Annotated in this window: 22 protein-coding genes; 11 read left to right on the forward strand and 11 right to left on the reverse strand. The window is 38.6% G+C overall.

All coding sequences use genetic code 11. The features are described 5' to 3' along the window. Positions 1-72: 72 nt before the first annotated feature. Complete coding sequence (locus tag IHV11_RS12155; protein WP_197194784.1) at positions 73-1,050, reverse strand: class F sortase; 978 nt, start codon at positions 1,048-1,050, stop codon at positions 73-75. A 64-nt stretch (positions 1,051-1,114) separates the two neighbouring features. After that, complete coding sequence (locus IHV11_RS12160; RefSeq protein ID WP_231620239.1) at positions 1,115-2,452, reverse strand: copper amine oxidase; 1,338 nt, start codon at positions 2,450-2,452, stop codon at positions 1,115-1,117. 665 nt (positions 2,453-3,117) lie between these two features. Here IHV11_RS12160 and IHV11_RS12170 point away from each other — a divergent pair. Beyond that, positions 3,118-3,780, forward strand: coding sequence for a GNAT family N-acetyltransferase (locus IHV11_RS12170; RefSeq protein ID WP_197194785.1), 663 nt, complete (start codon positions 3,118-3,120; stop codon positions 3,778-3,780). A gap of 43 nt (positions 3,781-3,823) precedes the next feature. On the opposite strand, the gene IHV11_RS12175 is transcribed toward IHV11_RS12170, so the two are convergent. Continuing rightward, positions 3,824-4,552 (reverse strand): AAA family ATPase, encoded by a 729-nt coding sequence (locus tag IHV11_RS12175; RefSeq protein ID WP_197194786.1) that lies wholly within the window; start codon positions 4,550-4,552, stop codon positions 3,824-3,826. 443 nt (positions 4,553-4,995) lie between these two features. Here IHV11_RS12175 and IHV11_RS12180 point away from each other — a divergent pair, with 443 nt between their 5' ends. Together IHV11_RS12180 and IHV11_RS12185 are read left to right on the forward strand one after the other, a co-directional pair. Continuing rightward, positions 4,996-6,468, forward strand: a complete 1,473-nt coding sequence (locus tag IHV11_RS12180; protein WP_197194787.1) for an MDR family MFS transporter — start codon at positions 4,996-4,998, stop codon at positions 6,466-6,468. 208 nt (positions 6,469-6,676) lie between these two features. Further along, positions 6,677-7,090 carry a MarR family winged helix-turn-helix transcriptional regulator gene (locus IHV11_RS12185; RefSeq protein WP_197194788.1) on the forward strand — a complete coding sequence of 138 codons (414 nt, stop codon included), beginning with the start codon at positions 6,677-6,679 and terminating at the stop codon, positions 7,088-7,090. A gap of 4 nt (positions 7,091-7,094) precedes the next feature. On the opposite strand, the gene IHV11_RS12190 is transcribed toward IHV11_RS12185, so the two are convergent. Beyond that, the gene (locus IHV11_RS12190; protein WP_197194789.1) at positions 7,095-7,841 is read right to left on the reverse strand and encodes a ZIP family metal transporter; all 747 of its coding nucleotides are present in this window, start codon (positions 7,839-7,841) and stop codon (positions 7,095-7,097) included. A gap of 184 nt (positions 7,842-8,025) precedes the next feature. On the opposite strand from IHV11_RS12190, the gene IHV11_RS12195 reads away from it, so the two are divergent. Both IHV11_RS12195 and IHV11_RS12200 read left to right on the forward strand, forming a co-directional pair. Then, positions 8,026-8,811, forward strand: coding sequence for a lipase family protein (locus IHV11_RS12195; protein WP_197194790.1), 786 nt, complete (start codon positions 8,026-8,028; stop codon positions 8,809-8,811). A 257-nt stretch (positions 8,812-9,068) separates the two neighbouring features. Continuing rightward, the gene (locus IHV11_RS12200) at positions 9,069-9,689 is read left to right on the forward strand and encodes a cell wall hydrolase (RefSeq protein WP_231620240.1); all 621 of its coding nucleotides are present in this window, start codon (positions 9,069-9,071) and stop codon (positions 9,687-9,689) included. Between the two features lie 252 nt (positions 9,690-9,941). Here IHV11_RS12200 and IHV11_RS12205 read toward each other — a convergent pair whose 3' ends face one another. Further along, a complete protein-coding gene (locus IHV11_RS12205; RefSeq protein ID WP_197194792.1) occupies positions 9,942-10,859 on the reverse strand; it encodes a hypothetical protein in 918 nt (305 codons plus the stop codon). 201 nt (positions 10,860-11,060) lie between these two features. Here IHV11_RS12205 and IHV11_RS12210 point away from each other — a divergent pair, with 201 nt between their 5' ends. The 3 genes from IHV11_RS12210 to IHV11_RS12220 are packed head-to-tail and all read left to right on the forward strand — an operon-like array spanning position 11,061 to position 12,738. Continuing rightward, positions 11,061-11,486, forward strand: a complete 426-nt coding sequence (locus IHV11_RS12210) for a DMT family transporter (RefSeq protein ID WP_197194793.1) — start codon at positions 11,061-11,063, stop codon at positions 11,484-11,486. A gap of 27 nt (positions 11,487-11,513) precedes the next feature. Next, positions 11,514-12,218: a Crp/Fnr family transcriptional regulator gene (locus IHV11_RS12215; protein ID WP_197190559.1), complete on the forward strand. Its 705-nt coding sequence runs from the start codon at positions 11,514-11,516 to the stop codon at positions 12,216-12,218. A 13-nt stretch (positions 12,219-12,231) separates the two neighbouring features. Beyond that, on the forward strand, positions 12,232-12,738 hold the full coding sequence (locus tag IHV11_RS12220; protein WP_197194794.1) for a DMT family transporter: 507 nt from the start codon (positions 12,232-12,234) through the stop codon (positions 12,736-12,738). Between the two features lie 256 nt (positions 12,739-12,994). Here IHV11_RS12220 and IHV11_RS12225 read toward each other — a convergent pair whose 3' ends face one another. Next, on the reverse strand, positions 12,995-13,648 hold the full coding sequence (locus IHV11_RS12225; RefSeq protein ID WP_197194795.1) for a C40 family peptidase: 654 nt from the start codon (positions 13,646-13,648) through the stop codon (positions 12,995-12,997). Between the two features lie 310 nt (positions 13,649-13,958). Here IHV11_RS12225 and IHV11_RS12230 point away from each other — a divergent pair, with 310 nt between their 5' ends. Beyond that, the gene (locus IHV11_RS12230) at positions 13,959-14,252 is read left to right on the forward strand and encodes a hypothetical protein (protein ID WP_197127226.1); all 294 of its coding nucleotides are present in this window, start codon (positions 13,959-13,961) and stop codon (positions 14,250-14,252) included. 72 nt (positions 14,253-14,324) lie between these two features. Continuing rightward, complete coding sequence (locus tag IHV11_RS12235) at positions 14,325-15,173, forward strand: SDR family oxidoreductase (protein ID WP_197194796.1); 849 nt, start codon at positions 14,325-14,327, stop codon at positions 15,171-15,173. Between the two features lie 18 nt (positions 15,174-15,191). Here the strand turns inward: IHV11_RS12235 and IHV11_RS12240 are convergent, their stop codons facing one another. Beyond that, a complete protein-coding gene (locus tag IHV11_RS12240; protein ID WP_197190563.1) occupies positions 15,192-15,530 on the reverse strand; it encodes a MerR family transcriptional regulator in 339 nt (112 codons plus the stop codon). 379 nt (positions 15,531-15,909) lie between these two features. Here IHV11_RS12240 and IHV11_RS12245 point away from each other — a divergent pair, with 379 nt between their 5' ends. Continuing rightward, positions 15,910-16,704, forward strand: a complete 795-nt coding sequence (locus IHV11_RS12245) for a TIGR00266 family protein (RefSeq protein WP_197190565.1) — start codon at positions 15,910-15,912, stop codon at positions 16,702-16,704. An 80-nt stretch (positions 16,705-16,784) separates the two neighbouring features. On the opposite strand, the gene IHV11_RS12250 is transcribed toward IHV11_RS12245, so the two are convergent. The 4 genes from IHV11_RS12250 to IHV11_RS12265 form a co-directional block, all read right to left on the reverse strand. Then, positions 16,785-17,465 (reverse strand): class F sortase, encoded by a 681-nt coding sequence (locus IHV11_RS12250; RefSeq protein ID WP_197194797.1) that lies wholly within the window; start codon positions 17,463-17,465, stop codon positions 16,785-16,787. After that, complete coding sequence (locus IHV11_RS12255; RefSeq protein WP_197194798.1) at positions 17,465-18,256, reverse strand: DUF4397 domain-containing protein; 792 nt, start codon at positions 18,254-18,256, stop codon at positions 17,465-17,467. The genes IHV11_RS12250 and IHV11_RS12255 overlap by 1 nt, the downstream gene beginning before the upstream one ends. 231 nt (positions 18,257-18,487) lie before the next feature. Then, on the reverse strand, positions 18,488-19,504 hold the full coding sequence (locus IHV11_RS12260; protein ID WP_197194799.1) for a S66 family peptidase: 1,017 nt from the start codon (positions 19,502-19,504) through the stop codon (positions 18,488-18,490). Between the two features lie 68 nt (positions 19,505-19,572). After that, positions 19,573-20,595: an NADP-dependent oxidoreductase gene (locus IHV11_RS12265; protein WP_197194800.1), complete on the reverse strand. Its 1,023-nt coding sequence runs from the start codon at positions 20,593-20,595 to the stop codon at positions 19,573-19,575. Positions 20,596-20,713: the final 118 nt, after the last annotated feature.

Genomic DNA, 20,713 nt, shown 5'->3' on the forward strand with positions numbered 1-20,713 from the left:
CGTTACAATCACTGCACTTTTACCTAAAACAAAAAAAGCACTGCTAAATGCGCAGTACTTTTAATGAGGTCATTATTTTACCTTAGCAATTGAAGAAGGTTTCGATTCTTTTCCTAAAGTATCAATGGATGTAACATAATAATAGTAACTCTCAGCATTTTCATCTGTGAAATTCTTTCTTTCATGAGCAGAGATGCTTCCAACTTGTTCGAACTTCCCATCTTTTTGTTCACTTCTATAAATTCGATAACCAACGATGTTATCCTTTCGAACAGCATGCCAGGTTACAAAGCTTCCGTTAACCTCCACATTCTCAGGAGCTTCAGGCGGTGTAACGGGTTTTTCAAAGTTTTCTTTCTTTAATTCAGCAAATACAACAAGTCGTTCTTCGTGTGTACCTTCTGTTCGATCAAAAACGCCAGAGCAAGTAATTAGATTCAGATTCTGGCCACTAGTAGTTTGAAAGATCTCATTGATAGGGGCTGAGTTTCTCTGATAGCTTTTTTGTTTGTTCACCACAAACGTCAGTGCTGCTCCATTTTTATCGGTAATAATGATCTCATCACCCTGCTTTAATTTCTTGAGATCAAAGAAAATAGCTGGCCCCGTTTTGCTATCAACATGTCCTGCCAAAACTGAGCTTCCTCTTCCACCAGGTTTTGCACCCGGTTCAAACCATCCTACACTATTCGTATCTTCTGGAACACCCATCTGTCCGTTTTCTAAAATACCTACCTGCTCAATAGGTGCTTTAACATTGATTGCGGGAATCTCAATGCGAACAGGAACAATGCCTCTCATTTCCGCAGACTCTTTTGCTTGAGCTTCAGTCAGCTTTTTTACTTCAGACTTTAAAAGTGTGAACTCTTTTGCTAAAGGACTCTTAGTTGTATCAGGTGTTTGTGTTGCATTCTCCAGGTTGGATTCAATACGCTCTCCTTTAGATTTCTCTTGTAGAGAAGAAGCTTGAGATGGAAAGATTCCGTAATTGTAAGCTGCCAGGACAAAACAAAGCAGACTGCTGATGGAAAGAAAGATGATTTTTTTCATGTGATCATTACACCTCTTTTATAAAAAAAGAAGAGAGGTTTCCCCCTCTCCATATATGTTTTAATTACTGATTAGTTGACTTTCTTCTGAATAAGAATAGTGCTGACATTGCTAATAGTGAGCCAAGACCAGTCAGAGCAATTGCAGAAGCAGATGTAGATTCACTCGCTCCACCAAATCCTGTCTTCGGCATATCTGAAGGCATTTCACTTCCTGCAAACTTGTCTGGCATTTGAGTTACAATCGCACCACCCAATGCTTGACCTACACCAAACATGTATTTGTATCCTTCACGGAATGAAGCGTATGATGCATCATAATCTCCTGCCACGTATTGATCAAATGTTTGTCTTACTAGGTCTTCGTGTGCTTTGATCGCTTTTTCAGCATCAGCAGCTGGCAGATTTTCAGCCGTTGCCGCTCCTAAGAATGCTCCGAAATCCATTGCAAACTGATCAAGTTTTGCTTTTGCTTCTTTTGCTTTTGCCTCATCACCTTCTAGTGTTGCTGCAACGATTTCAGATTGTGCGTTAATATGGTTTCCTTGCCAAACTTTTTCAAACTGTGCTGCTCCTTCTTCACCATAGATAGAAGCGATAGCTGCTTTGAAATCACTTGTATGAGCATCTTCCGCCCAGCTTACAAAATCGTAGTCTTTTTTCTGATCAAATCCTTTTTGCATGCCTGTCGCAGCTAATGCAAAGTGTTCAGCAGCTAAGCTGTTCAGTGCTGAACGTAAATCTGCTGCTGGTGTGTCAGATTTCGTGTTTTCAAATTTCTCAGGCATTTGTGTAGTGATTGCTCCTGATAAAGCATCACTAATTACGTACATGTGTTTATAACCTTCACGGAACGTTTCGTTCGCTTCTTTATAATCGCCTTCTACATAATTATCAAACACTTCTAATACTTGAGCTTCATGTACTTTTACTGCTTCTGTAGCAGCTTCTTTTGGAAGTTTACCTTCTGTTGCTGTACTTAAGAACGTGGAGAACTCTTCAACGAATTCCGCTACTTCTTTTTCAGCATCTGCACGAGCATTTTCATCTTTTTCTTTTGCTGCGTTTACAAGATCATCTGTGTAGTTATTGTGTTCTCTAAAGATTCTCTCGAATTCAGCTGCACCTTCTTCACCATATACAGATGCAATTGCAGGTGTCATATCAAGAGCGTTCTGATCTAGAGCTTTGTTCGCTGCTTCAGCATCCTTCGCTCCATCGTACGATTTAGTCATAGCTGTAACAGCTAAGACAAAGTGTTCAGATAATAGATAATCCAAGTCAGCTCTTAACTGAGAAGCTGGTGTGTTCACCGTTGGTTTCTCAGCTGCTTGTACATTTCCAGCAGTAGGAATCAGTAAGGATACGCTTAATGCGGGTACGATTAGTTTTTTCAAGTTCATTATAAGTTCTCTCCCTTGTCTCTAGAAATTTTTGAAGTTAGCTAACTTTCTTATCTAGATAACGGGAGGTTTTTCAGTTTGGATCACTTTTTATAACATTTATTTATTATTTTCGAGTTTTTGTTACGGTGTCAGATAGGGAAAACACTTAAAAATCCCATTTCAACGGGATTTTCCGATCATATAAAAGGTAGTTATTTTACTTCTTCAATTATGGATTCACCAGAGCTTCCCTCAACCCATCTCCATTTTTCATACAATCTAATCCTTCTATCACTCAAGATCTCAGGTTGTGAAACACATGCCCCACCCCATATTTCATCAGATGTGTTCACATGATTGTATCTGAAGTTCAAGCTGCCATCTTCATTAGCTATTCCGATTAACGTGCCTTTTAAGATATCTCCACCTCCTTAGGAAGCAGTCACGATATTCCCCTCTTGTTTGTAGTGAAACGTTGTTTGTGAGGATACTTCACCGTTCGAAGAGTTTTGAACTGACACGAATATTTTTCCGTCGTAATTAATCATCTTTCAACCACCTTTTTAGAATATTCACATAAGTTAACATAGAAGTTTGATTTTTCCCAGTAAATGATATTCATTAGAGTAATGCTAGGCTCGCAGACATATTGTTGGATTTCATCATTGAAGGGAGTTTACTTCATGTATGATCACTTAAAAAAACTGCAAAAAAAACACCTCACAAAAGCAAGTGAAGTCTTAACGAATTCGTTTAATGATAATCCAATGTTTGTGTACTTTTTTCCTATCCCGAATAAAAGGAGAAAAATTTTACGTTCTGTCTTCCCTATGGTCCTTCGTATTCTGCAATCTAACGGCTCACTATATGTAACTTCTGATCATGTAGAGGGACTCTTTTGTGTATCTCAGCACGGAGAGAAAACAAAGCTAGGAAAATCAATACTTGCTGCTCTATCATGCGCATTTCGTCTGCCCGGTGTTTTCATACAACTATCTATAGTAGATTTTTTGAGAAAAGCGAGCCGTTTACAATCATCTAACAGCAAACTTAACTATTATAAGAATAACTATAAAAACTTTCTGTTGGTAGATTCAGTATGCGTAGACCCACTCCACCGACATCAAGGTCACATGACCACTATGATGAGTGCCGCTGTTGCAGAAACCAACGAGAAAAGAACCTTTTGTTTGCTTCAAACAGAAACAGTGCAAAATGTGAGAATCTATAAGCACTTAGGTTTTTCACTCGTTGAAGAGATTACGAGTGATGAGATTCCCTTCTCTACTTTTGTAATGATCTATGATCCATTTGGCTTAACGACAAATAGAGAACTAGATACATAAATACTAGTTCTCCTTGCTTCATTTACATCATTTTCAAATTCAATTAATCATCATCGTCTTTAAGAAGCTCTTTCATCATTTTCTCTCTATTATTTAAAAAGTACTTGGTTACTTGAAAGTGATCTGTAGATTCATAATCTATGGTAGATATCTTTCCATCATCGAAACTTAGTATATCTGCATTCGGATAACCTAATAAAATCGGAGAATGAGTCGCAATTATAAACTGCGTATCACCTTGGGTTGTTAAATCATGAATAATCTTTAAGAAAGTGAGTTGTCTTGAAGGTGAAAGGGCCGCCTCAGGTTCATCTAGTAAATAGATCGCTTTTCCTTTAAAACGATTCAAAAAAAGAGATAGGAAGGATTCACCATGAGATTGTTCATGAAGGGACCGCCCTCCATAATCACGGAATCCTGTATTGTCTACTTCCTCAAGATGAGTAGCAAAGCTGTAGAACGATTCTGCACGTAAAAAGAACCCGTTCGATACTTTCGGCAACCACGAAAGGCGAATATAATCTCCTAGATCTGATTCCGAAGCGTACACGTCGTACATATTGTTGCGACCACCACCTGCTGTATGAAAATCACACTTATCCGCGATCGCTTCTAACAGCGTCGATTTCCCCGTTCCATTCTCTCCTACAAAAAAAGTCACGTTCTTTTCGAGATGTATCTCATCCAGTTTACTGATTGCAGGAATAGTGAACGGAAACTCTTCAAATGATTTAATTTCATCACATAACAGCTTTATTCTTTTTAAAAACATTAGCATCACCTATTAAAAAGTATAACAAACGAGATCAGCCGTTCACCGCTTTCAGTCATAATTTGTCCGATTATAATCGTTATCTGTCCAATGTCTGAGATAATCTGTCCGATTTAAAGAGGAAACTGTCCAAACTTGGGAATAATCTGTCCGATCTAGAGGATAATCTGTCCAATGTCTGAGATATTCTGTCCGATCTAGAGGCTAATCTGTCCAATGTCTGAGATAATCTGTCCGATCTAAAGAGGAATCTGTCCAAACATGGGAATAATCTGTCCAATTACAGCTCAGTGCCTAATCCATCCCCTTTCTGCAATACTGCAAGATAGCTAATCCCCCAATGACGTGATAAACTAATTTCTTGGTTAGCCTCTTTTTTATTATTCATTTAACAAAGTGAACTACTTATGATTCTGTCATTTTTTTTACGAAGGAGGACATATATGAGAAAACAAATTATGACCGCTTTATTGCTAGTAACTGTTCTGGCTGCGATGGAAGGTACGATTGTGAGTACAGCCATTCCACGTATCACGAGCGATCTTTCCGGCATTGAACTGGTGAGCTGGGTTTACGCGGTTTATATGCTGGCTACTGCCGTATCGACTCCGATCTATGGAAAGCTTGCGGATTTATTCGGCCGGAAAAAGGTAATTCTTGCAGGTATTATTCTATTTTTGATAGGCTCTGCTCTTTGCGGAATCGCCATGTCAATGGAACAACTCATCTTCTACCGTGCTATTCAAGGGCTCGGTGCTGGTGCAGTTATGCCGATTACGATGACGATCATTGGAGATCTGTATGCTGAGGCAAAGGAAAGAGCGAAAGCACAAGGCTGGATCTCAGCAGTATGGGGAGTTGCTGGTGTTCTTGGACCCTTAGCTGGTGGTTTTCTTGTTGACACGCTATCATGGCGATATATTTTCTTCTTAAATATCCCGTTCGGACTTCTTGCTTTCTTCATGCTCGCAGCAAATTACAAAGAAAAGCTTACAAAAGGTAAACCTTATATTGATTATTGGGGAGCTGTCACGTTTTCCCTTGGTACGATCGCTTTTCTATATGCACTTCTAACAGGCAGCCAAACTCAAGAGTGGAGCAACCCTATCATTATCGGACTATTCCTAACTGCGATCCTGCTTTATGTACTGTTTGTATATATAGAAAAAAAATCACCTGAACCACTCATTCCACTTAACCTTTTCACCAATAAGAGTGTGTTGATCGTAAACTCACTCACATTGATATCTGGTGCTGTCGTTATTTGTATCACGATTTATTTACCGATATGGAGCCAAGGAGTTATGGGGAAAACGGCTACACAAGCTGGTTTTGTTTTGATGCCACTTCCTGTTATGTGGACTTTAGGTTCACTTCTTGCTGGCAACTTAGTAGGACGGTTAAAGGATAATTGGATTATTACTCTTGGAATTAGCGTAGTAAGCATGGCTTCATTACTTTTCTATCTGTTAGATGCTCATTCTCCAACATACTTAATCTATATTGCCTCAGGTGTTCTTGGCCTTGGGATGGGACTCATTACGCCAATTTACATGCTAATCATTCAAGCTTCTGTACCCTCCAACAAACGCGGAGTAGCTGTAGCTTCAAATACATTTACGAATACATTCAGCCAGACGCTCGGATCTGCTGTTTTCGGAACGATTTTTAACTTGATTACCATCTCTAAAGCTGAAAAAGCGGGACAAGACCTTGATTTGAACGCTTCTTTTGAACACGGTGGTGAACTAAAAGCTAGCCAATTGGATCAACTTCAAGAAATAATTGCTTCTGGGGTTCATGCTATTTACGGTGTTACGCTTCTTTTAACCGTAATCGGGATTGGAATCTCATTTCTACTACTGAAATATAGAAATGAACAGAACGAACAGATTCATTCTTCTAGCATTCGATAAATTATTTTTTTCTTTTAGTTGTCAATGATGAAGGCTTCGGCAAGCCTTCATCCATTTATTTCAAATTGAACACGTGTATACACTATGTTACAGTAGGCAATAAGTTAATAAAGTTAAAAATATAAAGTTTTAATATTTAAAAATCAAGTAAAATGAGACGACACTTAATAAGAAGTGTCGTCTTTTCATTTACTTTAGGAGAATGATTATGAATAACAATAACAACTTTGAGATCTACGAACTGATTAAATTTGTTAAAAATTTTAAAGAATCATTTCTTCATGATGAAAAACTGAATTATCTTCAAATAGAAACGATGATTTATTTGCTTGAGAATCAAAATCAAACAATAACTGCACTTGCTAAAAAAATCGATACAACTCCAGCTTCAACTTCTACTCTTATTGATCGACTTGCTAAAAAAGGAATGGTCCATCGGCAATATACAGAATCTGATCGCAGAAAAGTCTATGTATCTTTAACAGAGAATGGTTCACAGGAAATCACTAGGTTGCTGGTTAAAAAAAACGAAATTATTTCTTCATCACTTTCACCATTAACATCTGAAGAAAAGCTTTCTTTTACAAAGTTAAACGAGCTTTTCAAGAAAATTAATGACTAATCTTCTAAACCAACATCATCAGTATCGAAAAACCAGTTAATCCTGCGATAAACGCGACAAAACTGCTTTCCTGATTCTCTGGAAGTTCTTCTTTTAGGACATTTAATATGATACCTCCAGCTAACAAAGCAACTAATATAGATTCGATCAGTACATGAACTACGGTGATAGCTCCGACTGCCCAACCAATTAAAATCGCAACTGTAAGCAACGCTCTTCCATACTTGTCATATTTTTGTTTGTGATCCTTTCTCAGGCCATGATCATTGGCGACAAAGTGAATGCTCAATGCCAAAAAGAAGAAAAACATTCCCCATTTCGTCTCGTACTCTTCTCTTATGAGCAAGTAGCCAATAACCGCATTGTATAGGAAGAACGATGTCACGTGTATCCAGAATACACCTGAAGAAACAGCAACTTCTTCAGAGTTTGACTGTGCATCTTTTTTCTTTTTTGAATTCTTGACTAACCGCTCTAGCCCATAGAAAAGTACCAAACCGAGCATCGCAATTAAATAAATATGGTCCTCTACGTAGTGTCCAATCCCTTTTTTAAGCGATTCCCCTACCTTTTGTTGATAGTAGTTTAAATCAGGGAGCAAATGTAGAAAAACATAAGCAACAGCTACGCCCCCTGAAAAAGATAAAAATTTACTTCGTGGAGAGTCTTTAATAAAACTTAAGTACTTAGAGCTTAAATGGACAAGTGCAAACCCGATTACAAATATGAAACTAAGAACTGTTTTTGTCATCTACAAACTCCTCTCCCACTATCAAATAAGTACACTCAACTAGTATGTATCGATCTCCTCTTTTAATAAACCACGACATCCACTTTAAAGAAAAATAGTTAATTCTCTCAGTGTACGCGTCTATACTTGTCCACTGCTTCCTTCATATACTATTAAATCGGATAAGTGAAGGATGTGATTTTGTATGAAAATAACAAAAGAGTTATTTGTGTTCGATGGAGAAATGGCTCTATTCTTGGCAGTGATGTCTTACAAAGCCTATATCGTTCACGAACTTAGCACGATTGAATTACCGAAGCATTACGAGATGAAACGTGCAATCGTCTCAGATTCAGGAGAAACATTTGGATTTATTGCTGAATCTGAGGATTCACTCGTTGTGGCTTTTCGGGGAACAAAGACCATCGATAACGTAAGCTCATACCTAGATGTTTCACAAGTCCCATATATCTATGTTACGGATAGCGGGTTAACTCATCGAGGAATCACAAAGATTTATAGTACATTTCGAGATGCTCTCTTAGCGGATATCAACCAGCTATATACAGGTGATAAACAGCTACTCGTGACAGGTCATAGCCTTGGTGGCAGTCTAGCTGCATTATTCACACTTGATGCGGCAGTTAACACTAATTTTATAAATCCTATTCTCTATAGTTTTGCTAGTTTGCCGATCGCTAATGAAGATTTTACTAAAAAGTTCTATGAAGAAGTGATAAACAGTATCCGAGTTGTAAATGTGCACGATGCCATCTCAAATTGCATGACTCCTCTCTTTTTTAAGAACAAGCCTCTTTTAAACCTCCCTATTGGACAGGAATATCAACTGAATTTTAAGAACAGAAAATATATCCAAAATCATAGAATCCTCTGTTATATTCATTTTTTAAGCAAGCAATATCCAATTGAATACAAAAAACTTTGCAACAAATATCCGGGCTTCTTTCCTGAATCCACGATTTGTGAGTGATTGACAATATCCGTTTAACAAAATGTTAAATGGGTTTATTTTTATGTAAGGATCGTTTCTTAACCAATCCATTTATTTACCCGTTCACTCTGCATTGAAACGCTTATATAACGAGTTAGTAGTTTTGTAACATGAATTGTCATATTTCCCTACTTTAGAGGGACATGTACTGCTGCAAAAAAATAGAGAATGCGCTTCATGTTTAAATCATCCTTTATTGATAATATATAGAAATCATGAAGGGAAGGGTGATTACAATGAGAAACCTACTAAGTAAGCTGGTACTCTTTTTTGTGGCATTGGCGTTTTTGTTCGTTCCGACTAAAGTTCAAGCGCATGGACTATTAACTGAAGGAAGTCAGGGCTATGAGGTCTCCATCCTACAAGAAAAACTAAAAGTACTTGGTTTATTCTATGGACCTGTTACTGGATATTATGGCCCTATTACTAAACGAGCAGTTGCTAACTTTCAGTATGAGACGAATCTTTCATCAGATGGCATTGCTGGTCCTGCTACCTTTTTAATGCTACAAGATGTAGAACAAATGGCACGTGTTGTTCACGGTGAGGCACGTGGTGAATCCTACATAGGCAAAGTTTCTGTAGCCGCTGTTATATTAAATCGTTTAGAAGATCCTGCATTCCCTAGTCATGTAAGTGATGTTATTCATCAGACAAACGCATTTACAGCCGTTCATGATGGGCAATATCACTTAAAGCCGTCCAGCTATGCATATCGTGCAGTGCTTGACGCAATGAAAGGCTGGGATCCGACTTACGGATCTGTTTATTACTACAACCCTGAACTTGCAACGGATACCTGGATATTTTCAAGAGCTTCGGTTACGAAGATCGGCAATCACCTTTTTGCAAAATAAATTTGTGAGAACTTGTTTGTTGTGGTGAGGATGTCGTTTTGTCGAAAGTTGTTTAAATTAATTTATACCTGAAATTATGCTAGTTATCCGCGAAATTATTGCTGATTACCGTGAATATAATCTGAATTACCGTGAAATTATTTTTCCTGTTTCTTCTGAACGAACAATCTGTATATATTGTCCTGCCTAGCTTTACACATATACAAAAAGGTATGCCCTTAATCCAAAGGCACACCTTTTTTCTATCATTTATTATTGAAATGTTTTACTTACGTGCATGAATTCACGGTAACCAGAGCGTGTCAGGTGGTATGTTTCATCTAATAATCCATCTCTAATTAAGGAATTTAGCGTTTCTTCAGGAATAACATCAATCACTTGATCCATACGCTGATTTAAGTCTTCAAGAGACGCATTCTTGAGGGTGACTGGATTCATCATGCGAACAATTCCTTCGATCCGTGAATCTCTTTTTTGGAAAAATTGCGGAGTTTTCTTGAACACATTTTGAATACGATCTTTAAACTGATTCAATTCTTGTTTTGTGTTAAAGCTTTCCGTTTCTTTTTCTCTGATTTTCTCGTTAAAGTATGTCATTTCTTCGTTGCTTAACTGTGCACGTGTAAAGAGCTCGTTGTAGATCTGTGTTTTATCCATCTCAATCTTGGCTAGCTCTTCTTCTTTTATTCGCTGTGTTTCCCAGATTTCTTCTTCATCTATTACTTCTTCTTTTCCTTCTTGTTCTTTTTCATCTTCTTCAATTACTTCATCTTTTTCTACTTCAGAAACAGGAGCTTCAATCAATTCTTCCTTTTCCTCGAACAGCTCTAATTGCTCTTGTTCAGGCTCATCAACTACTGCAGCTGCTGCCGGAGATGTTTCATAAGTCTGAACAGCCCTCTCTTTGGACGTGAAAGACTCAATCATCTTCTCTAACTTGCTGACCTTGTTAAAATAGATTAGAGATATGGTTATAGCGAACAACGAACTAAATACGGAAATAAAATCTGAAAAGCGGAATACGAATGGTGCCGTGGCTATTTTATAAAAGATCAATAAAGCAAAAGCACCGATGATAATAATCTTTAACCAGCTTTCACGATTCTTAAATTCTGCTGATTGTTCATTGTTTTTATTAGTATTATTTGATAAATTCTTTAATCGTTTCATATTCTTACCTCTTTCATAGAGATTGTCGTGCAGCTTTTTATTTTAAACGAAATATGTAAAAGTGGAAAGGAAAAGGAACATTTCATCATGTAACTATCATGTGCGTAACATACATTTTAAAGTTTTAGGACATATGTCCTTCCCAACATATCCTCTCTTATTCTTTAATGGTTATAGAATTTTGTATTGGGAAGTGATGAAATGAAAGGAATAATGTTTGCTTTTTTTGCCGGCGCCTTTATTACTCTGCAAGGTGTAGCGAACGCACGGATCAGCCAGGATATTGGCTCATGGCAAGCAGCCACGATTACTCAATTGACTGGTTTTGTCGCAGCCATCTTAATTGTTTTGATCGTAAAAGATCAAAAATGGAAAGAATTTAAGAAAGTACGACCGATTTATTTAACGGGAGGATCATTTGCTGCAGTCGTCATCTATGGAAATATTTATGGAATCCACTCTATAGGTGTGACATTAACGATCGCGGTAATCTTGATCTCACAGCTAGCGATCACGTTCTTAATCGATGGCAAAGGCTGGTTTGGTGTATTGAAGAAAGAGATGAAGCTTCCACAATTTATTGGAATCGCGATGATGATCGCGGGAGTTGTCATCTTGAAATTTTAAGGAAGAATGAGATGAGGTGTTTGAAAATTGAGAGAAATTCACGATCCTGAGCTGCTTCAGAATTATTTGCAGACTTTTGAAATCAAACCTATTTTAAATGATGAGCTTCTACCTTATCTAACATTATACCGCTATGATCATGGTGAATTAATCTGTACACAAGGTGATCCTTACAACCACCTCTATTTGTTAGTAAAAGGAAAACTGAAGATTTTCAACACCTCACCTGAAGGAAGAACACTCATTCTTTCATTTAAAACACCTCTAGATGTTGTAGGTGATATTGAGTACGTTCAAGGAACTGACTTTATCAATACGGTTGAAGCCGTTTCTGAAGTGCATATGATCGCTATTCATCACCGCTGGTTGAAAAAATACGGTAGCGATCATACTCCGCTCTTAAAATTTCTGTTGAACGTGATCACCAAGAAGTTTTATGTAAAATCAAGTTCTCTAAGCTTTAATCTTCTGTATCCGGTCGAAGTTCGTTTTGCGAGCTATCTTTTGTCGGTTTGTTTTGACGAATCCGATGCTTTATATAGCGGTAAGTTGAGCACGAGTCATCTTATAGATGCCGCTAACTTGATCGGAACGAGCTATCGCCACTTGAACCGAGTCATCCAACACCTTTCTAAAGATGGCCTTGTGGAACGGCATAAAGGGTTCATTGAAGTGAAGAATAGAGAAGGCTTAAGTGAACTAGCTAATCACCGGAATATATACGAAAAATAAAGGAGCGTGCAACATGATTATCGGTTTACTCTTTGCAATTCTGGCAGGCATACTTGTTGGTCTGCAAAATATTTTTAATACCCGAGTCAATGACCACGCAGGAACTTGGTCGACTACAGCTCTTGTGTTAGGTTTAGGGTTTCTTGCTTCCATGACACTAGGTGTTGTTTTTGAAGGAAAAGAATTGTTCGTACTGAAGAACATGGAGACATGGTTTTGGTTCAGCGGATTGATTGGTGTCGGGGTTGTTGTTTGTTTAGTACAAGGTACACGACTGCTCGGTCCAACATTTGCGATATCAATCGTCCTGACGTCACAGCTAGGTTCTGCACTCATGTGGGATTCACTCGGTTTGTTCGGTCTCGAAAAAATACCGTTTACCTCTCAGCAGTTATTAGGGGTGCTCGTCATTATCGGTGGCGTTATCATGTTTAAGTTTGGTGGAAGTCGCGCTGAACACCTTAAAGTCACAAAGGTGGTTAAGCATACGCTAAAGCAAAGTGCATCTGTCGAGAGATGATTCACGTTTTCTAACGTGGTCATCTTTTTTTATGCGTCTCTATTACTGTTACGGTACGTGATATTATATTTATTACATGGTCGCCGTTTAAGTGGTGTTTTTCACCTGTAACACATTAATGATCACCTACAAGTGCCCAAGTTCCACCTGCAACAAAGTGATTGACACCTGAGTTTCAATCAGTTTCGCCGCTAAAGCTTCTTCACCATAAAAAAAACGCCCACTTGAAGTGGACGTTTTCACATGCTTATGAAATTTATTCGTAACTTTTTGCTCCGATATAGCTTTCTGACCAATAAGAGCTATTAAGTTCAGAAGTTGTTACGCCTTTTGAAGAAGAAGCATGTACGAACTGGTCGTTCCCGATATATACACCAGCATGACTCGGCCCGTCACCTTCTAGATCAAAGAATACGATGTCTCCTACTGCTGGTGAATCAACCTTTGTTCCTTCTGCATAAATATCATCCACTGTACGAGGTAACTCAACATTCTCTGCTTCGTCAAAGATATATTGTAAGTATCCGCTGCAATCAAAACCATCTGGTGACGCTCCACCCCATTGATAAGCTATTCCTTCGTACTTTTTAGCTACATCAACAATTGAAGAATCACTTTCTGAAGTATCGATTCCTAACGCTTTAAATGTTTCATCACCTGCGATGCCATCCACTGTGATACCTTTATCTGCTTGGAATTTCTTTACCGCATCTGTCGTATAGTCACCGTAATAATCCGTTGTTTTGCTATATGAAAAATATCCTTTTTTATCTAACGTTTGTTGGAGGTCTTGTACGTCTGAATGCTGCGTCTCAGGTTTCAGCATTTGATCTCCAAGAGCGGCTTCACCCACTATCGGATTGAACGCCACGACACCTGCTATTGCTAATCCTGCTGCTGCTTTTTTCAAAGTAACATCCCCTTTTCTTATTTAATCTGACCTGTCTCATACTAACAGGCAGAGATGACAAAGACATTGTGAGGGAGTTACAGCGGTTTAACAATTTTCTGCAGAATGTATGAGAAATTACACATTGTAATATTTGAAAAGGTAAAGGAAATAAGAGGTAGGTATGAAGTAGTACCATACGTAACTAGACTATAAACGGCACAAACATCATCCAAATAAATTTTTGGGGAATGTGGACAAATAGAAGGAAAGATTAGCTGTATTCTGTATAGAGTATATAAAGGGCAAAAAAGGGTAAGGAGGCATCTATTTGGAGTTCCCGTTCATTCTTACTAACTTTTGGGATGCATTGATTGCTATACCCGCCATCATTATCATGATTGAAATCCTCAAGATCTTCTTTCCTTACATCTCTGCTTGGATACCAACGATCGCCTGCATGCTAGGCTTAATCATATCTGTTTTAATTGCACACCCACATAGTCTTTGGACTGGAATCGTAATGGGAATCATCTATGGAGTAGCTGCGGTTGGATCATACTCAGGTTTCGTGTTTGTCATTTACAACTATCGAGATAAGCGGCCAAACAATCCGTATAAATAGTTGATTGCTTAGAAAAGTTCGTTTACGTTTAGTACATAACTTAACGAACTTTTTTATCATGAGGAGATTGAAATGAACAGAAAAACAGCCATTGTTACAGGCACTTCTAGCGGGTTTGGTATGTATTGTGCAATTGAACTTGCAAAGGCCGGTTTTAATGTAGTGAGTACGATGCGAAATGTCGGGCGTGCGGAAGCTCTTTTAAAGTTGGCAGACGAAAACAAGGTAAGTGACCAAATTTTTCTTCATGCTCTGGACGTAACATCAACAGATTCTATCCAAACATTTAAAGGCTATATCAAAGAGCTTCCTAACATTGATCTTTTAGTAAATAATGCGGGATATGCACTTGGCGGTTTTTCAGAAGAGCTATCAATCAATGAATATCGTCTGCAGTTTGAGACAAATGTATTTGGTGTTATGGCAGTTACCCAATCCGTCCTTCCCTTCATGCGTAAAAACAAGCGAGGGCGCATCATTAATATGAGCAGCATCTCTGGAAAGTTTGGGTTTCCTGGTCTATCACCTTATACGGCATCTAAGCACGCGTTGGAAGGATACAGCGAAAGTTTGCGTTTGGAACTGCGACCGTTCGGAATAGATGTCGTTCTTATAGAACCTGGATCTTATCAAACAAACATTTGGTCTTCGATCGACAACTTGACTATCGATTCTCAGTCTCCTTATTCCTTTTATATGGATGCACTCCTGAAAAACATGGAAAGCAGCAAGGCAGGTCATGGAAACCCTATTGATGTCGCAAACCTTGTGACTAAACTTGCTATCTCTACAAAAACTCCTAAACTCCGTTATCCGATTGGCAAAGGTGTGAGATTAACGTTATGGCTAAAAAGCATCCTGCCATGGAAGATACTAGAAAGGTTAATTACAATGAGATTAGTAGGAAACAAAAAGAGGTAGTCACCCGAGACTGCCTTTTTATGATGTTCGATCATGATTGCTCTTAAAATGAGCATTAAATTGGCCACGAAGCATCTCTTTAAGCAAACTCTTTTCTGACTGTTTTTCTTTCCCCTTTTTCATCTCAGTTCTAATTTCATGTGTTTGTACTCCGTCTTCTCGTTTATTTGCAATCTCAACCAGCTTCTCAATATCCGAAAACGAATATTTCCGCGTCCCTTTTTCAGTACGTTCTGGGAAGATCAATTTTCTTTCTTCGTAATAACGAATCTGTCTGAATGACAATCCTGTTAACTCACTTACAATACCTATTGAAATAACCTTCTTATCTTTATATGGTGTATTTTCAAAAGACATAGTGTAGCCACTCCTTCGCCCTACCCCCTCTTTTTACTATATCTCAATGAATCTTTCTTTCAACAAAGCTGTTAGATTATCTCACTTACGTTTTCATATCCTTCAAGCCTTAACAGGTGTGACAAAATTTTTTTAAACACTAATTGAAACTAAAAGATTATTAACGCGTAATAACTTGTGCATTCAGTAATCTTAAGGAGCCTTCGATGAAGAAGAGACGATTGCTGATTATGAAGATAAGAACATAGAAAAACAACTATTGTATGAGGTAGAATTAAACAAAGCCTATGAAACCATTCAATTATACAAAAACGGTAAATCTTCAAACTTTGAAATGGTCTCAGGAAACACAGATTAAACATTATTGGGGGAACAGAACATGAATAACCACGAGATCGATTATAAAATTTACGGCGATGATATGCAGTTCGTCGAAGTAGAGTTAGATCCAAAAGAAACGGTAATCGCTGAAGCTGGTGCATTAATGATGATGGAAGACGGCATCGAGATGGAAACCATCTTTGGGGACGGTTCAGGTTCATCAGGCGGAAGCGGTTTAATGGGTAAACTTTTTAATGCCGGTAAGCGCGTTCTGACAGGCGAGAGTCTGTTTATGACAACATTTACGAATGAAGAGCGCGGAAAGAAACACGTTTCATTCGCTTCACCATACCCTGGGAAAATCATTCCAATGGACTTAAGTGAGCTTGGTGGTAAAGTGATCTGCCAAAAAGATGCATTTTTAGCGGCTGCGAAAGGTGTAACAGTCGGCATAGAATTTCAACGTAAAATTGGAGCAGGTTTCTTCGGTGGTGAAGGTTTTATCATGCAGAAGCTTGAAGGCGATGGGATGGCTTTCGTCCATGCCGGTGGAACCATTCATAAAAGAGAATTGGCACCTGGAGAAGTGTTGCGTGTAGATACAGGATGCTTGGTTGCGATGACAAGCGGTGTCGATTATAATATCGAGATGGTTAAAGGCGTGAAAACAGCGCTTTTTGGTGGTGAGGGCTTGTTCTTTGCCACATTAAGAGGACCGGGAACGGTTTGGATTCAATCTCTTCCATTCAGTCGCTTAGCAAGTCGTGTCTTTGCTGCAGCTCCTCATAGAGGTGGATCTAGCGATGAAGGCAGCATTGCTAAAGGCGTGTTCGGCATGTTGAATGGAGATTGATTGAGAAGATGAGCGTTAAACAGATGTAATAGTTACAAATAAAGAGCAGAATCATCTTCAGTAGATGGTCTCTGCTCTTTTTATTGTTTGATTCGCTTTGCATAAACGACCAACCGTTTCTCATGTTCATTGTTTTTCCTGTTATATACACCTGTACATGTTATGAGGTTTAACCTAGGCTGCTGACTAGGTCCAAAAATCACACGTAAAGGTGCTTCGTCTTTTTTATAGGAAACAACCTTTTCCACTTGAAAAGAAACTTTTTCATTTTCTTTTCCATAAACGTGAATGAGATCACCAGCTTTCAAGTTCTTTAAATAATAAAATACAGCAGGTCCCGTATAATCATCCACATGGCCAGCTATAACCGCATTTCCATTCGCACCCGGCTTAGCACCCAGTTCATACCAACCAACATCTTCCCCGTTATCTGGTACTTCCATCTGTCCGTCTTTGTTTAGTCCCTGTCCGTTTACAGAAGCGCTAACTTTTAAAGCTGGAATCTCTATTTTTGTTGGAACAATACCTATAGATTCAGTCTCATCTGGCCGATCTTTTTTTGTATCCTCGTTATTCATTTTCATCATAGACTCGGTTTGTTGGGCTGATTTTGAATTTGTTTTCCCTCTTTCTTCTTGTGATGAAACTAGAATCTCGTTCTGCCTATACTTTTGTTTCTCATCACTTTCAGAGTTATATCCTGCTGAGCAACTGCTCAGCAGGAATATGGTTGTAAATAAGATTATTTGTTTCTTCATCATTATTGAGCTGTACGTTTGCGATATAGGACAAACGCTACTGCTCCAAACCCAGCCACTGCTGCGATGATTCCTGCTGTATAGTTTGATGATGACTCATCAGATGCTCCACCCATTCCTGTTTTAGGCATTTCTGATGGCATCACCATTGAGTCTTGTAGAACTAATACTTCAAGTTTATCAGCAGTATTAATTGCGTACACGCTGTATACCATATTTGCTTCAAGCTTTGTTCCTGAGAGGTCAAGCACTTGTGTACCGTCTGAAGTACGGATCTCTAGATCATACGTATTTGGATCTAATTCTTTATAATCTGTGAATGCTTTGAATGAAGCTCCACTAAACAAAGCATCACCACCAATTAAACCAACATCCACTGTTGGCGCATCAGGAGAAAGATGCCCGATACGTACTTTTGCTTTTCCTTCAGTTGCTTGCATGGAGTCTTCTGCTACTACCAACTCAACCATTTCTAACATGTTTGCCGCAGCTACCGTATAAGCTTTACCTGCCTCTACCGTTAAGCTTTGTGAAATGACTGCATTATCTTTTGTTCCTGCTGCAAAGACTTCAACTTTATGTTCGCCAGCTGGCAATGGCATGTAATCAGTTGCTGCCTTGAATTCAGCCCCTTCAACTACTGGTTTTCCATCTACATAGACATCAACTGCAGGTGCATCAGGCGAAGCATGTACAATACGAACCATCGCATCATTAGACTCAGCGAAAACCCCCGATGCCATCAAAGCAAACATCATGATTGCAGCTAGTGCAGACCCAAAAAACTTTTTCATTTCATCTCTCCTCACAAAGGGTATACAAACAAATGCACAATAAATGTAATATGTTTGTATAATCTATGTACCACTTAAACTTTAAACTTAAACCATATTTTTAAATTTTTTACAATTTACCATCTCATCTATAATTGTGGTCAGAAAAAAAGTTGTCCCCTTCACTAAGGAGACAACTTCTAAATTATTCTTTATTCAAATTTTCAACTGTACTAATGATATAAGACGCTATCATGAACGAAAATGCTGTGAAACCTTCCCTCTACCACCTTCAACCTCAACTTCTGCGTAAGCCCCGTTTATAAAAGTAATCTGAGGTGGTACATGTCCACAGTCCACATCGTAAATAATAGGTATTTTCAGCTCATCTTCCATTTCTCTATACACGTCTTCCTTTGTGTAATGATTAACAGGCTCATTTGCAGGGCTTCGGCCAAACAGAATACCGGAACAATTATTAAACCAGCCGGCTAGCTTCATTTGAACAAGTGATCTTCTCAAATCAGCTGTGTTCATTTCACAATTCTCTAAGTACCAAACGATGGGTTCTCCATTAATCTTCTGTTTATTAAAATGAGCGACGTCGCCATAAGGTGTTCCTACCAGATGACGAATCACATCAATACAACCTCCAAGCAGACGTCCAGAAATCTTTTCGTATTTACCTGAGACCGTCTTCCACTCTGTATCTTCAGTTAGATGAAACACGAATGGTGTTGGTGCGTCGTGTTGCCACTCTTTTTGATATTTCTCAGAAGACTTCTGAAGAACGATATCATTTTCTCTTGTAGAGAGTACCTTTTCCCACATTGCTGTGGTTTCATCAGAGTACTCACCTCTTAAATCGACAAAATTTGTGCCATGTGCTGTGGCGATTCCTGTTTTCAAAGTGATGGGAAGGAGAAGAGTACTTGTGTCTGAATAACCTAAAATCCACTTATTCGGCAAATTCGTGAAATTAACATGCTCTAACATTTCGATTAATAGCTCTCCACCCCAAGGAGGGATGATTACATCTATCTTTGGGTCTCTTACCATCTCATTAAATTCAACAGCTCGTGTTTTTGCTGGTGCAGACTTCGCCTTATTTTGCGTCCATACCGTATCACCACAAGTTACTTCATAGCCTCTATTCTCCATTCGCAGACAGGCTTGCTTGAACATGTCATGAAAAGCCGATTGTACACCTGATGAAGGGGCAGTTACTCCGATTGATGCTTCTTCTTTTAATAATGGATATCTAATCATCTGAAATCATCCTACTTTTTGTATTTTTCTGTGTCCACTAAACTTCCACAAAGTAAGTAAGAGTTCCTTCAACCTTTTGCAATTAGAGGTGATTCCACCTTGATGATAACTTTACCTTTCGCTCTCCCTGTTTCCACGTATTCAATTGCTTTCTGTGCATCGTCAAATGAAAAGACTTTATCAATCACAGGTACGATATCTTCTTTTTCTACCAAATGAGCAATCCTTCTTAACTGTTCTCCGCTCGGCTTCATAAATAGGAAATGGTAGCGGACGTTGTGTCTCTTTTCAAGCATCGTTAACTTTCTGCTCACGATAGAAAAAATCACTTTTTTGAATAAACCCATGTTGTTTTGTTCTGCAAATTCTTTATTCGGAACGGCAGAAACTGAAACGATCTTTCCACCTGGTCTCAACACTTCGAATGATTTTTCTAAAGAAGGTCCACCTAACGTATCAAAAACAGCGTCATAACCTTTAAGGACTTTCTCAAAAGCTTGTTCTTTGTAATTAATGATCTCGTCAGCTCCCAAAGACTTTACAAGATCGTATCCTTTTTCACTAGCTGTAGTGGCTACGTATGCCCCCATGGCTTTTGCAAGCTGTATCGCAAATGTACCAACCCCACCCGCACCAGCGTGGATTAAAATTTTTTGTCCTTCTTTCAATTGAATTACATCATGAAGCGCTTGCCAAGTGGTCAGGCCAACTAGCGGCAGAGAAGCACTCTCAATCAAAGAAATGTTACTTGGTGCGATTGCTACATCATCTTCGTGTACCGAAATAAATTCGGCGAATGTTCCAATTCGATCTTTTCTTGGCCTTCCATACACTTTGTCTCCCGGTTGAAACGTAGAAACTTTACTCCCTACCTGCTCGACGGTTCCTGAAAAATCATTACCGAGAATTAGTGGCATGTCATAAGATAACAGCATTTTTACTTTTCCATCTCTAATCTTAAAATCAATTGGATTAATACTTGCGGCATGTATTCTGACTAAAAGATCCTGATCACCCATTTCAGGTTTGTGCATTTCTGTTTCTTGTAATGCTACGTCCTTGCCGTAACGATCGATTGTCATTGCTTTCATTCTTCACATTAAACCTCCATCATATAGCCCATTTCATTCTGATTTTACTATTATGTACAACGAACAAGCTACTCAAAAGGAACAGCTATCATATTCATATATCGAACAAACTGTTTAG

The organism is Fictibacillus sp. 26RED30, from assembly GCF_015903845.1.
GTDB lineage: Bacteria > Bacillota > Bacilli > Bacillales > Fictibacillaceae > Fictibacillus > Fictibacillus phosphorivorans.

What these genes read in the sequence shown, in the direction of transcription:
- IHV11_RS12200 (WP_231620240.1), top strand. Translation starts at nt 9,069, where the DNA reads ATGAGAAACCTACTAAGTAAGCTGGTACTCTTTTTTGTGGCATTGGCG.
- IHV11_RS12265 (WP_197194800.1), bottom strand. Translation starts at nt 20,595, where the DNA reads ATGAAAGCAATGACAATCGATCGTTACGGCAAGGACGTAGCATTACAA.
- IHV11_RS12160 (WP_231620239.1), bottom strand. Translation starts at nt 2,452, where the DNA reads ATGAACTTGAAAAAACTAATCGTACCCGCATTAAGCGTATCCTTACTG.
- IHV11_RS12250 (WP_197194797.1), bottom strand. Translation starts at nt 17,465, where the DNA reads ATGATGAAGAAACAAATAATCTTATTTACAACCATATTCCTGCTGAGC.
- IHV11_RS12190 (WP_197194789.1), bottom strand. Translation starts at nt 7,841, where the DNA reads ATGACAAAAACAGTTCTTAGTTTCATATTTGTAATCGGGTTTGCACTT.
- IHV11_RS12155 (WP_197194784.1), bottom strand. Translation starts at nt 1,050, where the DNA reads ATGAAAAAAATCATCTTTCTTTCCATCAGCAGTCTGCTTTGTTTTGTC.
- IHV11_RS12255 (WP_197194798.1), bottom strand. Translation starts at nt 18,256, where the DNA reads ATGAAAAAGTTTTTTGGGTCTGCACTAGCTGCAATCATGATGTTTGCT.
- IHV11_RS12260 (WP_197194799.1), bottom strand. Translation starts at nt 19,504, where the DNA reads ATGATTAGATATCCATTATTAAAAGAAGAAGCATCAATCGGAGTAACT.
- IHV11_RS12220 (WP_197194794.1), top strand. Translation starts at nt 12,232, where the DNA reads ATGATTATCGGTTTACTCTTTGCAATTCTGGCAGGCATACTTGTTGGT.
- IHV11_RS12180 (WP_197194787.1), top strand. Translation starts at nt 4,996, where the DNA reads ATGAGAAAACAAATTATGACCGCTTTATTGCTAGTAACTGTTCTGGCT.
- IHV11_RS12240 (WP_197190563.1), bottom strand. Translation starts at nt 15,530, where the DNA reads ATGTCTTTTGAAAATACACCATATAAAGATAAGAAGGTTATTTCAATA.
- IHV11_RS12175 (WP_197194786.1), bottom strand. Translation starts at nt 4,552, where the DNA reads ATGTTTTTAAAAAGAATAAAGCTGTTATGTGATGAAATTAAATCATTT.
- IHV11_RS12185 (WP_197194788.1), top strand. Translation starts at nt 6,677, where the DNA reads ATGAATAACAATAACAACTTTGAGATCTACGAACTGATTAAATTTGTT.
- IHV11_RS12195 (WP_197194790.1), top strand. Translation starts at nt 8,026, where the DNA reads ATGAAAATAACAAAAGAGTTATTTGTGTTCGATGGAGAAATGGCTCTA.
- IHV11_RS12210 (WP_197194793.1), top strand. Translation starts at nt 11,061, where the DNA reads ATGAAAGGAATAATGTTTGCTTTTTTTGCCGGCGCCTTTATTACTCTG.
- IHV11_RS12235 (WP_197194796.1), top strand. Translation starts at nt 14,325, where the DNA reads ATGAACAGAAAAACAGCCATTGTTACAGGCACTTCTAGCGGGTTTGGT.
- IHV11_RS12205 (WP_197194792.1), bottom strand. Translation starts at nt 10,859, where the DNA reads ATGAAACGATTAAAGAATTTATCAAATAATACTAATAAAAACAATGAA.
- IHV11_RS12245 (WP_197190565.1), top strand. Translation starts at nt 15,910, where the DNA reads ATGAATAACCACGAGATCGATTATAAAATTTACGGCGATGATATGCAG.
- IHV11_RS12170 (WP_197194785.1), top strand. Translation starts at nt 3,118, where the DNA reads ATGTATGATCACTTAAAAAAACTGCAAAAAAAACACCTCACAAAAGCA.